Source organism: Gilvibacter sediminis (assembly GCF_028561565.1).
GTDB lineage: Bacteria > Bacteroidota > Bacteroidia > Flavobacteriales > Flavobacteriaceae > Gilvibacter > Gilvibacter sediminis.
This window is the reverse complement of record NZ_JAQQTE010000004.1, coordinates 613,510-633,657: the sequence shown is the minus strand read 5'-3', so window position 1 is coordinate 633,657 and position 20,148 is coordinate 613,510. Positions and strand designations below refer to the sequence as shown.

General features: G+C 43.8%; 14 protein-coding genes and 2 tRNA genes. 7 read left to right on the top strand and 9 right to left on the bottom strand.

The window, feature by feature from the left end; translation table 11 throughout:
* Positions 1-17 precede the first annotated feature (17 nt).
* Both POW22_RS10160 and POW22_RS10155 read left to right on the top strand, forming a co-directional pair.
* Positions 18-1,451, top strand: coding sequence for a S41 family peptidase (locus POW22_RS10160; RefSeq protein ID WP_272832558.1), 1,434 nt, complete (start codon positions 18-20; stop codon positions 1,449-1,451).
* Complete coding sequence (locus tag POW22_RS10155; RefSeq protein ID WP_272832557.1) at positions 1,451-2,011, top strand: hypothetical protein; 561 nt, start codon at positions 1,451-1,453, stop codon at positions 2,009-2,011. The genes POW22_RS10160 and POW22_RS10155 overlap by 1 nt, the downstream gene beginning before the upstream one ends.
* 330 nt (positions 2,012-2,341) lie before the next feature.
* Here the strand turns inward: POW22_RS10155 and POW22_RS10150 are convergent.
* The 6 genes from POW22_RS10150 to POW22_RS10125 form a co-directional block, all read right to left on the bottom strand.
* Positions 2,342-2,416 (bottom strand) — tRNA-Pro (locus POW22_RS10150).
* A gap of 112 nt (positions 2,417-2,528) precedes the next feature.
* Positions 2,529-2,612 (bottom strand) — tRNA-Ser (locus tag POW22_RS10145).
* Positions 2,613-2,696: 84 nt separating this feature from the next.
* On the bottom strand, positions 2,697-3,860 hold the full coding sequence (locus POW22_RS10140) for a class I SAM-dependent methyltransferase (RefSeq protein ID WP_272832556.1): 1,164 nt from the start codon (positions 3,858-3,860) through the stop codon (positions 2,697-2,699).
* Between the two features lies 1 nt (position 3,861).
* Positions 3,862-4,950, bottom strand: coding sequence for an AI-2E family transporter (locus POW22_RS10135; RefSeq protein ID WP_272832555.1), 1,089 nt, complete (start codon positions 4,948-4,950; stop codon positions 3,862-3,864).
* Positions 4,951-4,994: 44 nt separating this feature from the next.
* A complete protein-coding gene (locus tag POW22_RS10130) occupies positions 4,995-5,507 on the bottom strand; it encodes a TrmH family RNA methyltransferase (protein ID WP_272832554.1) in 513 nt (170 codons plus the stop codon).
* 2 nt (positions 5,508-5,509) lie between these two features.
* Positions 5,510-6,166, bottom strand: coding sequence for a DUF4159 domain-containing protein (locus POW22_RS10125; RefSeq protein WP_272832553.1), 657 nt, complete (start codon positions 6,164-6,166; stop codon positions 5,510-5,512).
* Between the two features lie 324 nt (positions 6,167-6,490).
* On the opposite strand from POW22_RS10125, the gene POW22_RS10120 reads away from it, so the two are divergent.
* The 4 genes from POW22_RS10120 to POW22_RS10105 all read left to right on the top strand — a co-directional run bounded on the left by POW22_RS10120 (position 6,491) and on the right by POW22_RS10105 (position 13,429).
* On the top strand, positions 6,491-7,864 hold the full coding sequence (locus tag POW22_RS10120) for a helix-turn-helix domain-containing protein (protein WP_272832552.1): 1,374 nt from the start codon (positions 6,491-6,493) through the stop codon (positions 7,862-7,864).
* 185 nt (positions 7,865-8,049) lie between these two features.
* The gene (locus POW22_RS10115; protein WP_272832551.1) at positions 8,050-11,103 is read left to right on the top strand and encodes a SusC/RagA family TonB-linked outer membrane protein; all 3,054 of its coding nucleotides are present in this window, start codon (positions 8,050-8,052) and stop codon (positions 11,101-11,103) included.
* A gap of 11 nt (positions 11,104-11,114) precedes the next feature.
* The gene (locus POW22_RS10110) at positions 11,115-12,542 is read left to right on the top strand and encodes a RagB/SusD family nutrient uptake outer membrane protein (RefSeq protein ID WP_272832550.1); all 1,428 of its coding nucleotides are present in this window, start codon (positions 11,115-11,117) and stop codon (positions 12,540-12,542) included.
* Positions 12,543-12,553: 11 nt separating this feature from the next.
* The gene (locus POW22_RS10105; RefSeq protein WP_272832549.1) at positions 12,554-13,429 is read left to right on the top strand and encodes a hypothetical protein; all 876 of its coding nucleotides are present in this window, start codon (positions 12,554-12,556) and stop codon (positions 13,427-13,429) included.
* Positions 13,430-13,500: 71 nt separating this feature from the next.
* Here POW22_RS10105 and POW22_RS10100 read toward each other — a convergent pair whose 3' ends face one another.
* Positions 13,501-14,220 (bottom strand): 16S rRNA (uracil(1498)-N(3))-methyltransferase, encoded by a 720-nt coding sequence (locus POW22_RS10100; RefSeq protein ID WP_272832548.1) that lies wholly within the window; start codon positions 14,218-14,220, stop codon positions 13,501-13,503.
* A gap of 21 nt (positions 14,221-14,241) precedes the next feature.
* On the bottom strand, positions 14,242-15,279 hold the full coding sequence (gene tsaD, locus POW22_RS10095) for a tRNA (adenosine(37)-N6)-threonylcarbamoyltransferase complex transferase subunit TsaD (protein WP_272832547.1): 1,038 nt from the start codon (positions 15,277-15,279) through the stop codon (positions 14,242-14,244).
* 37 nt (positions 15,280-15,316) lie between these two features.
* Here tsaD and POW22_RS10090 point away from each other — a divergent pair, with 37 nt between their 5' ends.
* On the top strand, positions 15,317-19,759 hold the full coding sequence (locus POW22_RS10090; RefSeq protein WP_272832546.1) for a translocation/assembly module TamB domain-containing protein: 4,443 nt from the start codon (positions 15,317-15,319) through the stop codon (positions 19,757-19,759).
* On the opposite strand, the gene POW22_RS10085 is transcribed toward POW22_RS10090, so the two are convergent.
* A complete protein-coding gene (locus POW22_RS10085; RefSeq protein ID WP_272832545.1) occupies positions 19,756-20,139 on the bottom strand; it encodes a RidA family protein in 384 nt (127 codons plus the stop codon). The two genes, POW22_RS10090 and POW22_RS10085, sit on opposite strands and share 4 nt — an antisense overlap.
* Positions 20,140-20,148 lie beyond the last annotated feature (9 nt).

Sequence of the window (20,148 nt, the reverse complement as noted above, 5' to 3'; positions counted from 1 at the left end):
TAATTAAACTATCTGAAATGAAGACAACGCTGACATTCATATTATTATTTCTATTTCAATTAGGATTCTCGCAAAAAGAATTCAAAACTGAAAAACTACTGATAGATTTTGATTTTGCAGTAGAGCAGCTACATCTTTTACACCAAGGATTCTACAATTATGAACAAAAAGACATCGTTGACGCAAAAATTGAAAAGCTGAAAAATGAAATCGATAGTCCAATGACCAAACTCGAATTCTATGAAATAATGCGAAAACTTCTTGGAATAATGAATGAAGGTCACGGCTCTGTCGATTTGCCTACGTGGACTATGGTTAAAACAGGTTTGTCCAAATCATTCTTTCCATTAAGTGTCCAATTTTTCGATTCCAAGCTAGTAGTGACTCAAAATTATGGCGATAATACTAAAGGACTATTACAAGGCGATAGGATTATTAGTATAAACGGAAAAAGTATAGAGGATGTAATTAACAGGCTGTTACCATTAATTCCAACCGACGGGTTTAATGAAACGTCCAGCTACGAATGGTTAGGTGGTGTTAACCTTTCTTTACTCTACAGATTAGTATATGGCAAACAGGAAACGTTCAATCTGGAAGTTATTGAATATGGTACCGAAAAGGTTAAAAGCTTTCAATTACCTGCTGTAAAATTCACAAAATTTAAATCTAAAAACGGAAAATTTAATTTTAAACAGTTTGAATATGAGTCATTCGTTTATCGCCGGATTAATGATTCAGTAGGTTATTTAAGTATTCCAGACTTCTACAGCAGATCAGATTTCCCTTTTTTTTATAAAGAATCTTTTAAAAAAATTAAGGAGCAAAACATAAAGCATTTAATACTTGATATACAGGATAATGTTGGTGGAATTGAAGGCAATGAAAATCTTTTATTCCACTACCTAACACCAACTGTTATCAAAAAGTATAAAGAAGTCACCATGTTAAGGGCGGCTTATCTAAAAAACAAAAATGATAAAGATTATATATTTGATAAGTGGCAATTAAAGGATACTATTGCTTACCGTGGTGAATTCACTTGTTATAGTGATTATTTTTCTGATTTAGGCTATCAGAAACCTAACGAAGACTATATATATAACGGTAAATTATATATACTAACAAGTGGTGTTACCTTTTCTGGTGGCGCTGAGTTTGCAAGTATGATAAAAATGACAAATAGAGGAGTATTTATTGGCGAGGAGACTGGAGGAGCTTACGAAGGCAATGTTAGTGGATATTCAGAAGATGTAAAACTTCCAAAAACAAAAATCAAGTTTGACATTCCTACCGTACACTTTAAAATAGACGTTAATCCAAAAGAAATAGGTAGAGGAATTATACCAGATTATAAAGTTCCACAAACTTGGGAAGATTATATGACAAATAAGAACACTAAATTAGAATTTACCTTAAACTTGATTACCAATTCAAATGAATCAAATTAATGAAGCGTAAATTAAAGCTACCAAAAACAGACAGATTAATTGGTTTATCTGCAATGCTAATCAGTCTTTTAACTCTGATAATTTTTGTTTACCAAACAAACATAATAAGCAAGCAAAGTAAACTATCTGTCAAACCAAGATTGTCATTTTCCTCATCTGAGACTACAATAGATTCCTTAGTCATTTTTGAACAATCAATAACAAATAAAGGTTTAGGTCCTGCAATTGTGAATACTGCAAACATTGTATTTGAGGGCAAAACGTATCCTTTAGATTTTGGCACTTTTGTTTTTGAGAAATTTGATAAACTAGAAACTCTTGGAATTCTTAGACAAACAAGTGGTTTGGACAATGGAACAACTCTTTCACCAAATGACAGAATCGTAATTTTTGAATTCGAAGCACCTCTTAAAAACGTACCTCAAATTATAAAGTATCTAAAATTGAATCCAGAAAATTACGACCCACAATGGAATTTTCACTTAAAATATTCATCAATATATGAAGATGAAAAATGGGTTGTTGATGACAAAATTAATTTGCCAAAAAGAGAAAAATAGCTAGAGTTAACAACGCATAAACTAAACTGTTGTAAGATGTATTCATGAAAGGATTCTTTTGCTTCGCAAAAGATCCTGGGTGGGGGATGTTGCTAGAGAAAGCCAAAATCGCAGGGCGATTTTTTGGCTTTTTTGTTTCCCTCGCTCACCGGAAACAAGTATCTGTTGTTTAAGAAATGCAACAAACCAAAGGATTACTCGCTCTTCAGCCTCCGTAGCCTACGGCGAAGGAGGCACGCTCGTGATCCTGGTTTTGGTTTGTTGCTAAAAGAAAAAGCCCGTACCGCTTAAGAAAGTAAACTTTCTACGCTGTACAGGCTTTTTCTTTTGTCGGGGTGGCAGGATTCGAACCTGCGACCTCCTGCTCCCAAAGCAGGCGCGATAACCGGGCTACGCTACACCCCGGACGGAGCGTTAAGAAAACATCCAGTGGATGTTTTTAGCGAACGGGCCAGCCGGCGGGCGGGCTGTTCATGCACAATTAAAATTGTAACGCTTATCCTTTGTAAGATCGTTGCGGAGAGACCGGGATTCGAACCCGGGCAACGGTTGCCCGTTGACAGATTAGCAATCTGCTCCATTACCACTCTGGCACCTCTCCAATAAACACTAATACCATTGCTGATTTTAGCGGAGGCAAAGTTAACTTTTCGAATTAGATAACACAACCAATTCTTAGATTTTTTTACAAATCCAGTTCGGCTGTGATCACAATACGACTCCCGTCTTTTAATGTGGTAAATATGAGGTATTTGTCTCCGGCGTCTTTCAGCTTGAATTTCTGCCGCAATTGCGCCACGGTTAGCGGAAAGTTCTTCGCAATGACCAAATAGTCCTTTTTAAGAAAGGATTTCATCTGCCGTTTATCATAAGGCAAAACCTCCATAACCTGGAAGCGTCTTCCTGGGAAATCAAAGGATCGGTCTGCCGTAAAAACATGACTGTGTTTCGCAAACTTGTGAACGCCGTATTGAGCGCTTATATAATCATAGGCCTGCAGCTTCATCAGCGCGCCATGAGGGAGGTAGAGGTAGCGCTGAGGATCAGAATAGGCCAGAGGCTCAGCATCTGCTGTGATGATGTCTGTTACAGTGTCATCGGTTCCGATGTTTACCGCGCGTTCCATGACCTGTGTGGCATTGAGTTCCGCGAGCAGTAAGAGTTCTTTAACCTCGCCTTTAACAGCAACAACTTCAATGCTGCTTAAATGCTTTAAAGCGGATTGCGCCTGTTGCAGATCCAACATCGGCGGGGCTTTGATCAGTAGCTTAGCGCTGTTGGCCAAAAGCTCATCTTGTAAGGCAATAACGCTGGGCTCACAATCCTCCAGTTTAAAGGCACGCTGTACCTTAGAACGCCTGTCCGGATCGCAATAGATCATATCCCAAGCTTGGGTTTTTAAAAGTGCTGTTCCGTCACCGATGTGTACGCTAATATTGTCAAATCCGAGGATTTTAAAATTATGCGCAGCCAGCTTCGCCAGTGCTGCATTGTGCTCGCAATAGGTAAGGTATTCAAACCGCTCCGCGAAGGCCATAGAATCAATCCCTAAGCCTCCAGTGAGGTCTAATAGACGCGTTCCGTTGTGTGAAGCGGCTTTGTACTTGGCCGTCTGCTCCGAGGAGCTCTGTTCTAAATTCAGCTTGGGAGGAAACACCAAACCCGCTCGGTCATAAAGCTTAGGTAATTTGGCTTTGATGCGCTGTCTAGCCGCCACTTGTTGCGCGATCTCCGGCATGGACACTCCAGCAACCTCATTTTTTTTTAGTGCCAATTGATGCGGATCCTCCTTTAAATGTTGCAAAATAAAGGCCTGAACCGCCTCAGATGCTAAAAGCTCCAGGTTCACGCTATAGATTTTTGGTCAGGCGTTGTACCACCTTGTATTCAGAAAGGAATTCCTTGGCAATTACTTTTACAGCCGTGTAGACAGGAACAGCGACAACCATCCCAACAATTCCCAGTAGTAATCCGCCAATAATAATGATCAAAAAGATCTCTAGCGGATGTGATTTAACGCTGGAAGAGAAGATCAGCGGTTGGTTTACAAAATTGTCAATGAGTTGCACAATCACCACTCCAATCATAACGTAAATAGTTGTAGGCAGAATCACGGTCTGAAAGTCCGCACCTATATTACTGCTCATGCTCAGAAGCAACATCAATCCCCCACCAATAAGTGGTCCTACATAGGGAATTAGATTCAGCAGCGCACATAAAAACGCAATTACCACAGCGTTCTCAATGCCAAAGATCAGCAGTAAAATGGTGTAGAGAATAAAGATCACCATCACCTGTGCCAAGAGGCCTACAAAGTAGCGCGTCAAGAGGTTGCGGATCTTGGTAATGCTTTTTTTAAGCCGATTCTCATCAGAATTCTTCACCAAACTCAAGACGGCATTGTCAAAAAGGGCACTGTCCTTCAAAAAGAAAAAGGTGATGAACAGCACAGAGAACAGCCCTATACTAAAGGAACCCAAGGCTCCGAAGATATGATTCAAAAAGTCTGGAACGGCATTATAATCAATCTTAGAGAGCCAGTCCATTTCTTCCAATGAAGTCAGGATATCAATGCCTTTGTTAGAGAAATAGGCATTGGCTTGATCAAAAAGTGATTCAAAATTGCTCTGCAAGCCATTCATATTCAGCAGGGAGAGGTTTTTACTCTGTTTGGCAATAAGCGGAATAAAAAGCGACATGATTCCTAAAAAGACCCCAAACATCAGCGTAATGGTGCTAATTACCGCCAAAGTATTTCCAAAGCGCAGGCGTCTTCTTAAAAAGACCACGATGGGTCTGCCGATCAAGGTGATCACTGCCGCCAAGCAGATATAGACCAAAACTGAGCGTATTTGGTAAAGAAACCAAATAAGCATGGCGATTGCGACCAGTATTCCTATTGCACGTAAAATTCCATTGGAGATGGTCTTGGAGGTCATTTCAGTCAGTTTGATGAATTAAAAGTAGGCATTTAGCAGCGCAACTACAAAAGCTTTTGAGTTAGTGTATGCAGCGCAATAGCCGCAGACTGGGTCACATTCATGCTGCTGTTGTTGCCGTACATAGGGATGTGAACCACCTTTTCGCATTGCGCTAAAATGGGCTCACTTACTCCGTGAAGCTCTCCGCCGAGAACTAAGATATACTCTACAGTAGAAGCAACTTCAAAGCTGTCTATCACTTCGCTGTCGGACGTGATCTCCAAGGCGATCAATTTTGCTTCAGGACGCTGCTCTTGAATAGCGGCAAGGGCATCGGCTGCAGTGTCATAGGCTAGGATATTAAGCTTTCGTTCGGTGCCACGCGCAGTACGCTTGAGTCTGGAGGAGTTCAAATCAACCTGAGAGTCAGCCAAGAAAATATCCTTAATTCCAAAAGCATCCATCAGTCTAAAAAGCCCGCCAATATTGGCTGGAGAGCGCACGCCATCCGTAAGTAAGGCTATGGGAAAGCTTTTGGGCTTGAATGGATTTTGATCGTGAGTAAGTTGATTCACCTTTATTGATTAAAGGCAAATTTGACAATATTAGCGCCCATTTGCAAGGCTTTGAGACGCACGGCTGGCGGATCGTTGTGGATCTCTGGGTTTTCCCAGCCATCGCCTATATCAGACTCAAAAGTATACAATAGTAAAAGACGATCATTCTCAAAAATCCCAAAGGCCTGAGGTCTGCCACTGTCGTGTTCGTGGATCTTGGGCAATCCTTCTGGAAATTTAAAGTGCGCGCTAAAAATAGGGTGGGAGGCTGGTAATTCCCTCAATTCTTTGTCTGGAAAGATCTTTACCAACTCTTTGCGTAAATAAGGATCCATACCGTAATTGTCGTCAATGTGTAAAAAGCCTCCGCTTAACAAATAGGCGCGTAGATTCTCGGCTTCTTCGTCAGAAAAATAGACATTGCCGTGTCCCGTCATATGTAACATCGGATAGTTAAACAGATCAATACTGCCTGGTTTTACGCTGGTAATTCTATCTTTCATCACCGTCCCGATCTCTTGATTGCAAAAACGCACCAAATTAGGAACCGCTGTAGGATTACTGTACCAATCTCCACCACCACCGTATTGCAACACAGCGATCTCTTGCGCTTGTGATGTGTAAATACCACTTAAGAGAGTAATGAATAGCAGAAGATTTCTCAGTCTGTTTGACATGGTTTAAAGGTAAGCTTCCTTTCTCATAAATAAATGCCAAAAAGTGATAAAATTGCAGGGTATTTTGAGGGTAAATTGTTCAATTACTAAAGATCTTACAAGGTTTAACGAATCTATTGCTTTACAGATGTTAAAATTTTGCTCGTTTTTGAGAGGTGATTTATATATTTGTAAGACAAGTAGTTACATAGGTTTCCTGATAAAGGTTTACGAGTAAACTTCTATCGGGAATTACGGTCCGCTTTTATTTTACCTTGTTGAGGCTTATCTTTAATGTAAAATTCGGCTATGCTAACCATCCAGGCGAAATTCAAAAAAACAATTGTGCTACTGCTCCTCGTTTTGAGCGGCACAACTTCTTTTGCCCAGATCTCATCAGCCCATATGCAAGAGGAAGTTCAGATAGATTCTGTCCTCATGTTCCGCGAGTTGGCATTTAAGGCCGCAAAGACCAATGATGCAGAGACCGCTGCCATCTACATTGACAAATACGTAAAGCGAACTCTAGACTTTCACTTTGTAGAGCACAGCTCGTTCAATTACATTTCTGACGCACCAGAGTATATATCGTTAGTAGATCAATACGTGCCTCAATTTAAATGGATCGCGCTCTTTTATATCTATTCAGGGCTTATTGGGTTCTTCATAGTCTTTATCATCAACATCAGAAAACGAAAGGATAAGCTCGCAGCACTCTTTTTGAGCCTCTTTTTGCTCATCCACTCTGTGTTCATCATCCACGTCGGATTATACACCATGAATTACACCTTTGAATTACCGCATACACAAAGTATGTCTACGGTATTCTCTTTCCTTTATGGACCGCTGCTGTACTTCTATTTTAGACGAATCAAGACAGGTTATAAACCAAGAATAATCGATGCCCTGCATTTATTACCAACATTGGCATTGGTGATCATGTTTCTACCCATTTATTCTTTAACCGCAGAAGAAAAGCTGCGTATGATGCTTGGTTTAGGAACTTACAGTGCTAACCCTTACGGTCAGATTGTTGCAGGAGGTAAGATCATTTCTTTGATCGTTTACGCCTCATTGACGCTCATGTTGTTCTTAAAGACCAGAACACATCGTACCCAAGTGCAAACACCATTGTATTTGTGGCAGCGCAACATTGTGGGCTTTCAGATCTTGTATGCCTTAGTATATGTGATCTACGGTATTCTTTTGATGGCCGATATCAACACAGGGCTTATTTTCAACTCCCAGTTGATCTTAATGTCTGGTATGGTATTGTATGTCGCCTATGTGGCCTACAGCCGTCCAAAGGTATTGATGGGCTTCCATTTAGAATCCAACTACCTCAAATACAAGAACTCTGGTTTGACCAATAGTTATTCTCTTGAACTGAAAAACCAGCTCATGCGTTTGTTGGATGAAGAGAAGATCTATCGGGAGAACGATATTAATCTCGACTCTTTGGCGGATCGTTTAGGGACTACACGTCACAGCGCCTCTCAGATCATTAATGAGCATTTTGGACAGAACTTCTTTGAGCTGATCAACAGCTACAGAATTAAGGAAGCTATGGAAATTCTCAAAGCCGATACCGAGCGTGAGAAGAACATCATAGACGTGGCTTACGAGGTAGGCTTCAACAACAAGGTGACCTTCAACAAATCGTTCAAAAAGATCAACGAGGTTACTCCTTCACAATACGTAAAAGCCTTATATACATAGGCTTACATTCCTTAAAAAGGTAAAGGTAAAGCCCGAACGGGCTTAGGTAAACTTTAAAAAGGTAAAGGGTAATCCTTATCCATTGCACCCATAAAGCCTGGGTTTCCATTAAATCTTTGTACTAGCGCATTTAAGAGCAGCTCTGCTTTTAAAGCCTCGTTTTTGTTTCATCAAAATTTGCTAGTATGAAGAGTATTTTGAAAAATGCCTGCTTGCTATTCTTGTTGGTCCCTTGGCTAGGGATGGCGCAAGAGCTCACAGTAACAGGTACCGTATCAGACACAGAGGGCTTTCCTTTGTTTGGAGCCACTGTGCAAATCAAAGACACCAATTTAGGGGTACAAACCGACCTTGACGGAACGTATACCATCAATGTAGATGGCAGTCAAACCCTGGTGTTTTCGTATGTATCAACCGCGCCATTGGAAGTCGCTATTAATGGACGCAGCCAGATCGACGTGGTTCTGGAGTCCGAAGCTTTAGAGACTGTCGTGATCTCAGCGCCTATTTACGGTTTGGAGAATCCAACGGCCGCCGTGAGCACGGTTAAAGCCAAAGAAGTAGAGCAAGTGCCTATTGCTTCCTTAGATCAGGTCTTACAGGGACGTGTTGCCGGACTTAACGTAGCCACAGGTTCTGGACAGCCGGGACAACAGGGAACCATTACCATTCGTGGGGTGAATTCCTTTAATGGCGACAGTGAACCGCTGTTTGTAATTGATGGAGTCTTTGTAGACCAAGACAACTTCCGCAGTTTGAATGCCAACGACATTGAAGACATTCAAGTCCTTAAGGACGCTTCTGCTTCTGCCTTGTACGGAAGCCGTGCAGCCGGTGGGGTGATCGTGGTGACTACCAAACGCGGTAAGTTTAACAGCCCACTCACTTTGACCTATCGTTCTCAGTATGGTGTTTCCTTAAAACCCGATCCGAACTTTGACGTGCTATCCTCGCGTGAGCTGTTGGAATACCAAAGACTCATCGGTACAGGAGCCGGGAACGGCCTGACTGATCAAGAGATCGCAGATCTTGCACAGATCAACACGGATTGGAGCGATATCTTCTTTAGAAATGGAACGACCATTTCTCATGAGATCGCCGTATCTCGCGGTAGTGAGAACAGCAGAAGCTTCAATTCCTTGGGTTATTTTGAGCAGGAGGGAATCACTTTAGGATCTTCCTTGCAGCGATTCACCTTTAGAACGAACAATGAAGTGCGTTCAGACCGTTTTCAGCTCTCCAGTCAATTCACAGCGAATTTTAGCAAGAGTAATTTTGTGGTCGATCGCGCTCGTGGCGGCAATACAGGAGGTCAGTTGGACAATCCGTTCATTGTGCCTTATATCGGTTTGCCGTTTCAGGACGCATTTAATGCTGATGGAAGTTTGAACACCTTTGGTACTGTGGCTTCTGGAGCGCTTAACGCGGATGGATCCATCAATGCCTCGGGAGCCAATGGCTTTCTCAACACGCCTTATTTGGCACTGAATACGGCCACTTTCAACACCGATAATGAAGAAGAACTGCGCTTGATCGGTTCCTTGGACGCCTCTTATGAATTGGCCAAGAATCTCAAGTTAGGAGCCCTTTTGGGAGCGGATTACCGCCAACAGAACGGGACCATTATCACTACACCAGGGAGTATTCGCGGTTTAATTACACCCACTGCGGATTCTGATCTGAAAGGCTCGCGCCAAGAAAGTGATTTTAGAGACCTGCGCTTGAATTTCAACGCCAGTTTAAAATATAAGAACACCTTTGGGGATGTGCACGATGTAACGGCCTCGCTGTTTACCGAGTACAATAAACGGCATGTGCGTTCCTTCGGTTTTGTCGGTTTTGGACTTAATCCGCTTTTTGAGCAGTCAATCAACGGGATCACTTCTGGGCAAGTGGTAGAGTTACAAGGCGGAGCCGAAACCAGACCGTACATCCCCATTCTTTTTGGATCTCAGAACGATCGCGGGCTCTTCTCGTACTTTGGAGTGCTGAGCTACCGTTACGACAAGCGTTATGAGCTGCAGGCCAGTTTGCGTCGTGATGGATCGTCCTTTTTCCCAGATGAGAATGAGTTCGGAACTTTTTATGCCGTTTCCGGCCGATGGAATATTGCCAATGAAGCTTTTATGGCCAAACAAGAGTGGGTTAATGAGCTCGCCTTGCGTGTCAGTTATGGTACGGTAGGAAATCAGGAGCTGTTTATTCCTTTTGGGCAGTTCAGTCTGTTTTCTCCAGCCATTGGCTACAATGCTACGCCAGGTGTAGTTCCAAGCGCTATTGGTAATGATAACCTGAAGTGGGAGGAAACCACCCAGGCCAATCTTGGAATTGATTTCAGCTTCTTTGAGAACCGCTTTAGTGGAAACCTGGATTTCTATTCCAACACCACCAGAGATGCCTTGCTTTTTCGCCCCGTTTCTCTGACTTCAGGTTTCAACACCTTCCCAGACAATGTCGGAAAGCTCAGAAACAAAGGGGTTGACTTTGAATTCAATTATGCCTTGGTGCGCAATGAAGCCAAGCAGCTCTTTGTCAACCTCTACGGTAATGTGAACTACAACGACAACGAGATTCTCAGTCTTTTTGACGGAGAAGAGCGAGTCGGTAATCTTGGAGTGGGTCAATCTATTGGAGAGTTCCGCTTGGTGCGCTATGCAGGTGTGAATCCGGCTAACGGAGAACCACTGTATTTAGACGCCAACGGGCAGATCACCAATCAGTTCAATCCAGATGATGCCGTTTTCCTAGGAAAGGGTACTCAGCCGCTCTACAGCGGTGGTTTTGGTGCCGATGTACAATACAAAGGCTTTGGACTTTCTTGCCTTTGGAGTTTTGCTGCGGAGCAGTACCGCACTAACGGTTCCCTTGCGGTAACCGAGGATCCCTCTTTAGCGGGATTTGCCAATCAGAGCACCACAGTGCTTAACGCTTGGAGTCAGCCGGGAGACATCACCGATGTTCCGGATCCCAACTTGGGCGGATTTAGATTTCAAGCTGGAGACCGCTATTTGGAAAACAGTTCCTTTTTGCGCTTGAGAAATATTGTGCTGTCCTACACCCTGCGTGGAGAACAGTTCAAGAAGAAACCGTTTGCAGCTGCGCGTATTTATATGCAAGGACAGAACGTGTTAACCTTTAGTCGTTGGCGAGGCTTCGATCCGGAGACCAATACAGGATCTTCCTTTTTCGATTTCCCGACCGCCAGAACATTTACACTCGGTTTAGACTTAACCTTTTAAAAATTGAAATCATGAAGAAGTTATTTATATATATCGCCTCGGTGGCGCTGCTGTTTGCAGGCTGCCGTGACGCTACGGACATACTTCCGGTAGATTCCGTAGCTGCAGAGGGCGCCTTGACCACTCCGGAAGACATTGACCTTGCGCTAAGCGGGGCCTATGCGGCTTACAATCCACAGCTGATCATTCAATTCTCCTCCAGATTCACAGACGATCTGCGTTTTGGAGTAGACAACGGCGGTCAGGGAACCGTTGAGCACAATCAGACCATAAACGCAGGCAGTGGCGTGGTAAATAATATTTATTCCAGCTATTACGCGGTGATCAATCGCGCCAATCGCGTTTTAGAAGCCATTGAGACTATAGACTCATCTTCCTTGACGGAGGCTCAGGTAGATCGTCTAAGGCAAATTGAAGGACAAGCATTAGCCTTGAGAGCTTTGGCGCATTTTGATCTACTAACGGTTTTCGCCCCAGGTTTTGCCGATGGCGACTTGGGAGTGCCTTATATAGACTTTGTGGTCATCTTGGAACTGCCCGGGCGTGACAGCGTTGGAGATGTGTTTGCGGGTATTTTAAGCGATTTAGATGCTGCTGAAGCCATTTTAGAGGATTCCGCCAATATCTTTCTCAATAAGGACTTTATCACGGCGCTGAAGGCGCGTATCGCCCTATACCGAGGAAACAATGCGCAAGCCATCTCTTTGGCCGATCAGTTGATCGCCACCTATCCCTTGGCCGATAGAGCTCAATATGTAGCTATGTATGCCGATGCAGACAACACGGAGGTGATCTTTAAGGCTTCCCGTACCGTAGCAGACGGGAGAGCTGGAGGATTGTTCTATTTCACAGGTACCGGAGGTGCTTTCTTTGAGATGTCTTTTGGACTCTTTGATTCCTTAGACCCTTTAGATATCCGCTATGATGTTTTGTTAGACGATGATGAAGATGGCGGAACCATTGATCCGGTAAGTAATCCTCCCGAGACGTTATTTATCAAGAAATATCCCGGTCGTGATGGACAGTTTGGGTTGAATGACCTGAAACTCTATCGCGTGGCCGAGCAATATTTAATCAAAGCCGAAGCTCAAGCCCGTTTGGGGCAGCTGGCCGAGGCAGCCATAACCATCGATGCCCTTCGTGACGCGCGCTTTGGATCCGATCAGCCGGCTCCTAATTATTCCACTGTTCTCGAAGCCATTACTGACATTTTAAGTGAGCGACGCAAAGAATTAGCCTATGAAGGGCATCGATTTATTGATCTGAGAAGAACCCGTGATATCACTGGTTTGGGGATCGTTCGTAACGATGCCGATTGCGGCGGACCAACGCCTTGCGAACTCCTGCCTACGGACTTCAAGTTTACGTTGCCCATCCCACAGGCAGAGATCGATGTGAACCCGAATATTGAACAGAACCCTGGTTATGACACCAATTAAATGTAGCAATTATGAAAAAGTATATCATCTTAATACTGTTGAATTGCGTGGCATTTACCGCCTGCGATTCCGATAAGGACCGTATCCTGTTTGATCCGGATAACGGTCAGACCCTACTCAGTTTTGCGAAATCTACTGTAGAACTCGCCATTCTGATCAACGATTCTGGAACGGCAGAAGTGGTGGTGAACAGCTCCACCCGTGCGCCGATGGATCGAAACTTTAATCTATCAATAAACGCACCCGCCGATTTGGGTTCAGAATACTATAATATCCCGAGTAGTTTCACCATTCCTGCAAACGCCTATCAAGGGAGTTTTACCATCTCTGGAATAGACCCTTTAGGAGAGCAGATCCCTACAGAAGAGGTGATTGTAAGTATTGAAGTTTCTGGTGAGGTAGTTGTATCTAGTACACTTACAATCAGGATTTTCATTACATGTCCTGTAGAGCCTGGCGCATTTACTGGAGATTATTTAGTGGAGCAAGTGACGCCTACCATATTTGGCTTGGATACCTTTGATCCTGACGGAGGCGGCGTGGTGTTAACGCTCTTTGATCAATCCACATCTGAGGCTGCCTTAGGAGTGACTTTAACAGGCCCGAACCAACGCGCATTTGAAGCCTTTTATGTGGCTTCTGTTGGCATAGACAACCTTACTTCATATGTGATGGATTTTGTGTGCGAGGAGGTGATCTTTGCCGATGAGCAGTTCACCTTTACCGCTTGTGGCGAGAACTCCATATTCTTGGGTCCAGGAGTGGGAGGTAATGGAATGTATATATCTGGAGACGACAGCAGTTTTACCTTGACCTTTCAGGATGATATTACCGATGCCTGTGGAGAAGGTTCCCCTGATGTGACCCTGCAGTGGACCAAACAATGATACTTTTTTTCAATTTTTTTGAATCAAGGTTGGTTAGCGAAACCCGGGGCTTCGGCTCTGGGTTTCAATTTTTATCCGCGCAATAAGGCTAGGGTGTGACAGGCTGCAATTGCAGCGGTCTCTGTGCGTAAGCGCTGTGTTCCTAAAGATACCGGAACAAAACCGGCCTCGGCAGCAAAGGCGATCTCTTCTGGGCTAAAGTCGCCTTCAGGACCAATTAATATCAAAACATCAATTTGCTGTTGCTCTTTGCTAACAAGGTCTTTTAAAGGCTCTTTGGCGCCATCTTCACAATGAGCAATGGCCTTTACCGCTTTAAGATTCGCCTGTTTGCTGATAAAGTCTTTAAAAGCAGTCAGCTCATTGAGTTCTGGCAAAAAGGTTTGTAGCGATTGTTTCATGGCACTCACCACGATCTTGTTGTAGCGCTCCCAGTTGATCTGCTTGCGTTCGCTGTGATCACAAAGCAGCGGAGTAATCGTACTTATTCCTAGCTCCGTAGCTTTTTCTAAGAACCATTCAAATCGGTCGTTAGATTTGGTCGGAGCAACCGCCATATGCAAACGGTAGGGAAGGGCAGGCAGCTTTTCTACCTTGGTGATATAGGCTTCACAATGCTTGGGTTCCACCACGCCCAATTCGCCTGTAAAAAGCAAACCTTTACCGTTGGTGATGTGAATCACATCGCCAGTGGATTTCCTTAAAACGCGCGTTATATGACGACTTTCGTCTTTATCAAATCCAACACTGGTACTGTTGGAGTCAAGATCGGGCTGGAAGAACAATTGCATGTAGTAAAGGTATAAAAAGACTTAGATCTCTGCAGGACGCGTAAAAGGCATGCGCGCTTTGGCGTGCAACTCGTAACCCGCAAAGTTCTCGCGCTCGTATTTGAGTTGACCTACCATGGCAATCATCCCCGCATTGTCTGTACAAAACTGAAACGGAGGGATAAAGGTGTCCCAACCTAACTCGGTTTTGGCGTCTACCATAGCTTGACGAATACTGCTGTTGGCAGAAACTCCTCCGCCTATAGCGACTCGATTCACACCCGTATCACGCACTGCATTCTTGAGTTTATCCATGATATAATCCACAATGGTAAACTGCACACTGGCGCAGATATCTTTAATGTTCTCCTCAATGAAATTCGGGTTTTGGGCCGTATTCTTCTGCACAAAATACAAGACTGCTGTCTTGAGGCCACTAAAGCTGAACTCATAAGGTCCGACTTTAGGTTTTGGAAAAGGGAAAGCCTTAGGATTCCCTTGCTGAGCCAATTTATCAAAAAGCGGGCCGCCAGGATATGGCAGGCCTAAGATCTTTCCAGACTTATCAAAACACTCGCCAACGGCATCGTCTATCGTTTCTCCCAAAAGCTCCATATCAAAATAGTCGTGAACTAGTACCAACTGCGTATGTCCACCACTAATGGTTAAGGCGATAAAAGGAAACTCTGGAGGCTTTTGTCCCTCAACATCAATAAAGTGTGCTAAAATGTGCGCGCGCATGTGGTGCACATCAATGAGCGGAATGTTCAATCCCATAGCTAAAGACTTGGCAAATGAGGTGCCAACAAGCAAGGATCCCATAAGTCCAGGTCCGCTGGTAAAAGCTATGGCGCTTAGGTCTTTTTTTTCGATATTTGCTTGAACCAAGGCCTGATGTACCACCGGAACTATATTTTGCTGATGCGCTCTCGAGGCAAGCTCGGGAACAACCCCGCCATACTGCTCGTGAATTTTCTGTGTAGCGACAACATTCGAAAGCATTTTCCCGTTTGCAATGACAGCAGCACTGGTGTCATCGCAAGAGGACTCTATTCCCAAGATATAAGTAGGCTTTGCCATAATACGTGGTACGTTTATTGATTACAAAATTACGACTTTGAGCGCTCTGAAAAAATACCGAAAACGTTTCCTGCGGATCTTATTGATCCTGCTGTTGTTTTTGGTGACCGGAATCATCTTGATCTCCTTGCCGGTGGTTCAGACCGCAATAGCTAAAAAGCTCACCAAAACAGTCAATGAGGACTTCAATACCAACATCAGTATTGAGCGGGTAGGGCTTGGCTGGAATGGCGATGTGGTGCTTAAGGAGTTGATGATCAGAGACCACCATGACGATACTTTGATCTTCACCGAAAAGCTATCGGCTTCCATATTGAGCTTCAAGAGCTTGTATGATGGCAATCCAGACTTAGGGCATGTTGATTTTGCGGGATTAAATTTTCACTTGACCACCTATGAAGGAGAAGAGGATGATAACTTAACCCTCTTCATTGAGAAATTTGAAAGTGACAATCCGCCCAGTGGAGAACCTTTTGTGCTTAAAGCCACTGAGGTGAACATGGAAGAGACACACATTCGCATTCGCGATGAGAATCAGGAGTTGGTCTTGATGTTTGACTTTCGGGATTTCATACTTAATGCTGAAGACTTTGAGATCAACGACGATGTCGTGAGTCTTTGGGTTCGGCATATTTACTTCAACGAACGCAACGGAGTTTGTGTGAATCATATGAGTGGCCATTATACCTATGGACCTGCTCATATGGAGATCAAAGACCTGCTTTTACAAACGGGTTATTCCAATATCTCGGCTTCAGTAATGTTGGATTATCCAGACAAGCTGGGGGATTTCATCAACAAAGTGAAGATCACGGCAGACTTTGAGCCTTCAGAAATTGGTACTAATGACTTGCGCGCTTTTTACAACGAGTTTGGAGCTGATGAAACACTCCTTGTTTCTGGAGAATTTGAAGGAGTACTTAACGATTTTGTTTTTAATTCTGACAATACGCGTTTTCGATCTACACGACTCAGAGGCCGCTATCACGGAGTGAACCTGCTCAGCTCAGAAAAAGGTTTTAGCATAGATTCCAAGAACCATCGAATTTCTACCAGCTATTCCGATCTGAGACGCTTATTGCCCAATACCTTCGCAGACTTGCCGCAAGAACTGTTGAGTTTAGGGGTCTTTGATGTGAACGGTAGTTCTACCGTTACGGGTACCACTTTAGAATCTGACGTATATATTGCCACAGGCCTTGGGGATCTGCAGACCGTTTTTAAAATGGGGCGCATCAATGAGATTGAGAACGCTACTTACAAAGGTTTTCTGCGGATGGATCAATTCAATCTGGGCACTTTTGTGGGTACCTCAAGTATTGGAATTCTAGACGGTTCCTTGAATTTTGACGGTCAAGGATTTAATGTAGAGACGGTGAAATCAAGCATTAACGGCCGCCTTAATGTTTTGGAGGTCATGGATTACCCCTATCGAGGGGTCTCTGTAAGTGGAACACTTCAAAAGCCTGAATTCAACGGAGCCTTTACGGTCAATGACCCCAACCTCCAAATGGATTTTGAAGGTTTGATCGATGTTTCTGCTGCCATTAATCGTTATGATTTTACTGCGGATGTGGAATTCGCAGATCTCAACAAGCTCAATTTGATCAAGCGCGATTCCATCAGTATTTTCTCCGGAGAGATCCTTATGGATATGACAGGAACTAATGTAGATGATGCTGTGGGGATGATTGAGTTCAAGGAAACCATTTATCAAAACCTAGAGGACTACTACTATTTTGATGATCTGATCGTCCAAGCAGGTAATGTAGGCGAGGAGCGCGAGATCAAAGTGATCTCTCCAGATGTCATTGACGGTCGTTTGATCGGGCAATTCAAGATCATGGACCTGCCGTATCTCTTCCGCAACGGTGTGGGTAGTATTTACGCAAACTATCAACCCATAGAGGTGACTACCAATCAATACCTGGATTACGAGTTTGAAGTATTCAGTAAAATTGTGGATGTATTTGTACCCGAGATCAAATTGGGCGAGAATTCTAAAGTATCGGGTTCGGTTTCTTCTGATGAGTCTGAGTTCAAGCTCAATTTCATTTCGCCGGAGATCGGCGTTTATGGTAATTATCTCGGAAAGGTCAATCTGCGTGTAGACAATGACAATCCGCTCTTTAACACCTACATTCAAGTGGATTCCCTAGACATGGGCTTTTACGATCTCAAAGACGTAGAGTTGATCAACTTCACCCTAAAGGACACCCTGTTCATTCGTTCTGAATTTACCGGAGGCTTTGACAATAAAGACAAATACAACCTTTCTTTATATCATACTATCAATCCAGACGGCAAGTCGGTGGTGGGTATTAAGCGCTCTACGGTGGAGTTCAAAGAAAATGTGTGGTATATCAACAGAAACAACAACAGACGCAATAAGATCGTCTTTGACAACAACTTTAGAGATGTGAGCATCGATTCCTTGGTGATGAATCACGACAATGAATACATTGAGATGGCCGGTTTCTTGCGCGGTAGTGACTACAAGGACTTTAAGCTCAATTTTACCGATGTAGACATTGGAAACATCACTCCACTTGTTGAGAATTTGGACCTTCACGGTATTGTGAACGGTCGTTTAAACTTTTTACAACGGGATGGCGCCTATTACCCAGATTCTAACGTAAAGATCTCCGATGTGAACATCAATGAGGTCTATTACGGGGATCTATTGCTTAAGGTTACCGGAAATCAAGACCTCTCGCAATACGATGTCAATTGCACCTTAACCAGCGGTAATGTCAAAGCCATATCGGCCGTAGGTAGCATAGATCTGAGACCGAGAGAGCCACAGATCGATCTGGATGTGAATTTAGACCGATTGAATCTCAGTGCGTTAACACCCTTCGGGACCGACGTGATCACAGACATACGTGGGTTTGCCAGCGGTTACGCTCAAGTCAGCGGAAGTTATAAAAAACCCGATGTGAATGGTAAGATCACCTTGGACGCCAGTGGTCTGGCAATTCCTGTTCTAAATGTTGATTACGCCTTTGCAGATGCTTCAGAACTCTTCATTAGTGGAAGCCGATGGAATTTGGGGAACATCCCCTTTAAAGACAGCAAATACAATTCTGGAGGAATACTGTCCGGCTACGTGTCGCATCAAAACTTTCAGACCTGGAACCTGAATTTGAAAGTGATTACAGATAATCTGCTTGTTTTAGACACACCTTTTGAGGAAGATGCCTTGTATTACGGTACCGCCTTTGTAAGTGGAGAAACAGATATCTACGGGCCAACAGATGCGCTGACTATAGACGTTTTGGCCACTACGGAGCCCAATACTGTTTTCAATATTCCACTGAGTGATGTGGAAGCCTTAGGTGAAGAAGGCTATATCCGCTTTTTGTCACCAGAAGAGAAAGCTGCCCGCTTAAGGGGAGAGATCATTGAGCAAGAAAAAATCACTGGTTTGGCAATGAATTTTGACCTGGATATAAACTCAAATGCCTTAGTAGAGGTGGTTATTGACCAAAAAAGCGGTTCCACGCTTCGAGGACGTGGAGCGGGATTGATCTTGGTTGAGCTCAACACTTTAGGGAAGTTCAACATGTGGGGAGAATTCCGGGTGATAGAAGGGAAGTACGATTTCAAATACCAGAACATCATTTCCAAGACGATTGACGTGGATGATGACGGCCTTATTTCCTGGAACGGAGATCCAACTCGGGCCAATCTCAACATCAAAGCACGGTATAAAACAACAGCAAATCCATCGGTATTGCTAGACAACCCAGGAGCCAACAGAAAGATCAATGTAGATGCGGTTGTTGCCTTGAGTGGTGAGATATTAAAGCCAGAACTGGATTTCTTTGTAGAATTTCCGCGTGCTAACAATGTAGTGGCGGATGAGCTGGCCGATAAGCTTCGCTCTAAAGAGCAACGTGAACAACAGGCGATCTTCCTTTTGGCCATTGATCAATTCCAAGATACCGCTGGAGGTTTTGACAATCCAGTGGGCAGCGTGGTATCTCAAGCTGTGGGCTCTGTATTGAACGATCTCTTGAATGACAAAGACTCCAAGCTCAATATTTCTGTTGCCTATGACGTTGGGGACCGCCGTCCTGACTTAGATACTGGAGACCGATTTAGAACGTCTATTTCTGCAAATATCACAGACCGAATCATCATTAACGGAGAAGTAGGTATTCCTGTGGGTGGCGTGAACGATACTCAAGTTGCAGGGGATGTGGAGATCCAATGGCTTATCAATGAGGACGGTTCGCTGCGGATGAACTTCTTTAACCGTCAAGCACAGATTCAATTCATTGGAGAGCAGCTCAACTTTGAACAAGGTGCGGGAATCTCCTATACGGTAGACTTTGACACCTTTAGAGAATTGGTTAAAAAGATCTTCAATAAAGACATTGCCCTAGATCAGGACGCTCCGCTTAACATAGTTCCAGATGATTCCGACCCAGATCTAGGTCCTGTAAACTTCGGTGCTAAAAAGAATAACAACTAGCGCCCAGCAATCATTCCGATCTCCACGTTGACGTACTTAGGTAAGTTGGCCACTTGTACCGTTTCACGCGCCGGTGCGTTCTGTTCATCAAAATACTCGCCATAAACCGCATTTACCGCAGCGAATTGCTGCATATCGTTTAAGAAAATGGTGGTTTTGATCACGTTTTCAAAGCCCATATCAGCCGCAGAAAGCACAGCCTTGAGGTTTTCCATGACTTGGCGGGTCTCCTTCTCAATAGTGTCCATGACCATTTCACCAGTGGCTGGATTGATCGCAATCTGACCGCTGGTATACAGAAGATCTCCGTACATCACTGCTTGTGAATAAGGTCCAATGGGAGCGGGAGCATTTGCAGTATTGATGATTTTTTTAGCCATAGTGTTGGG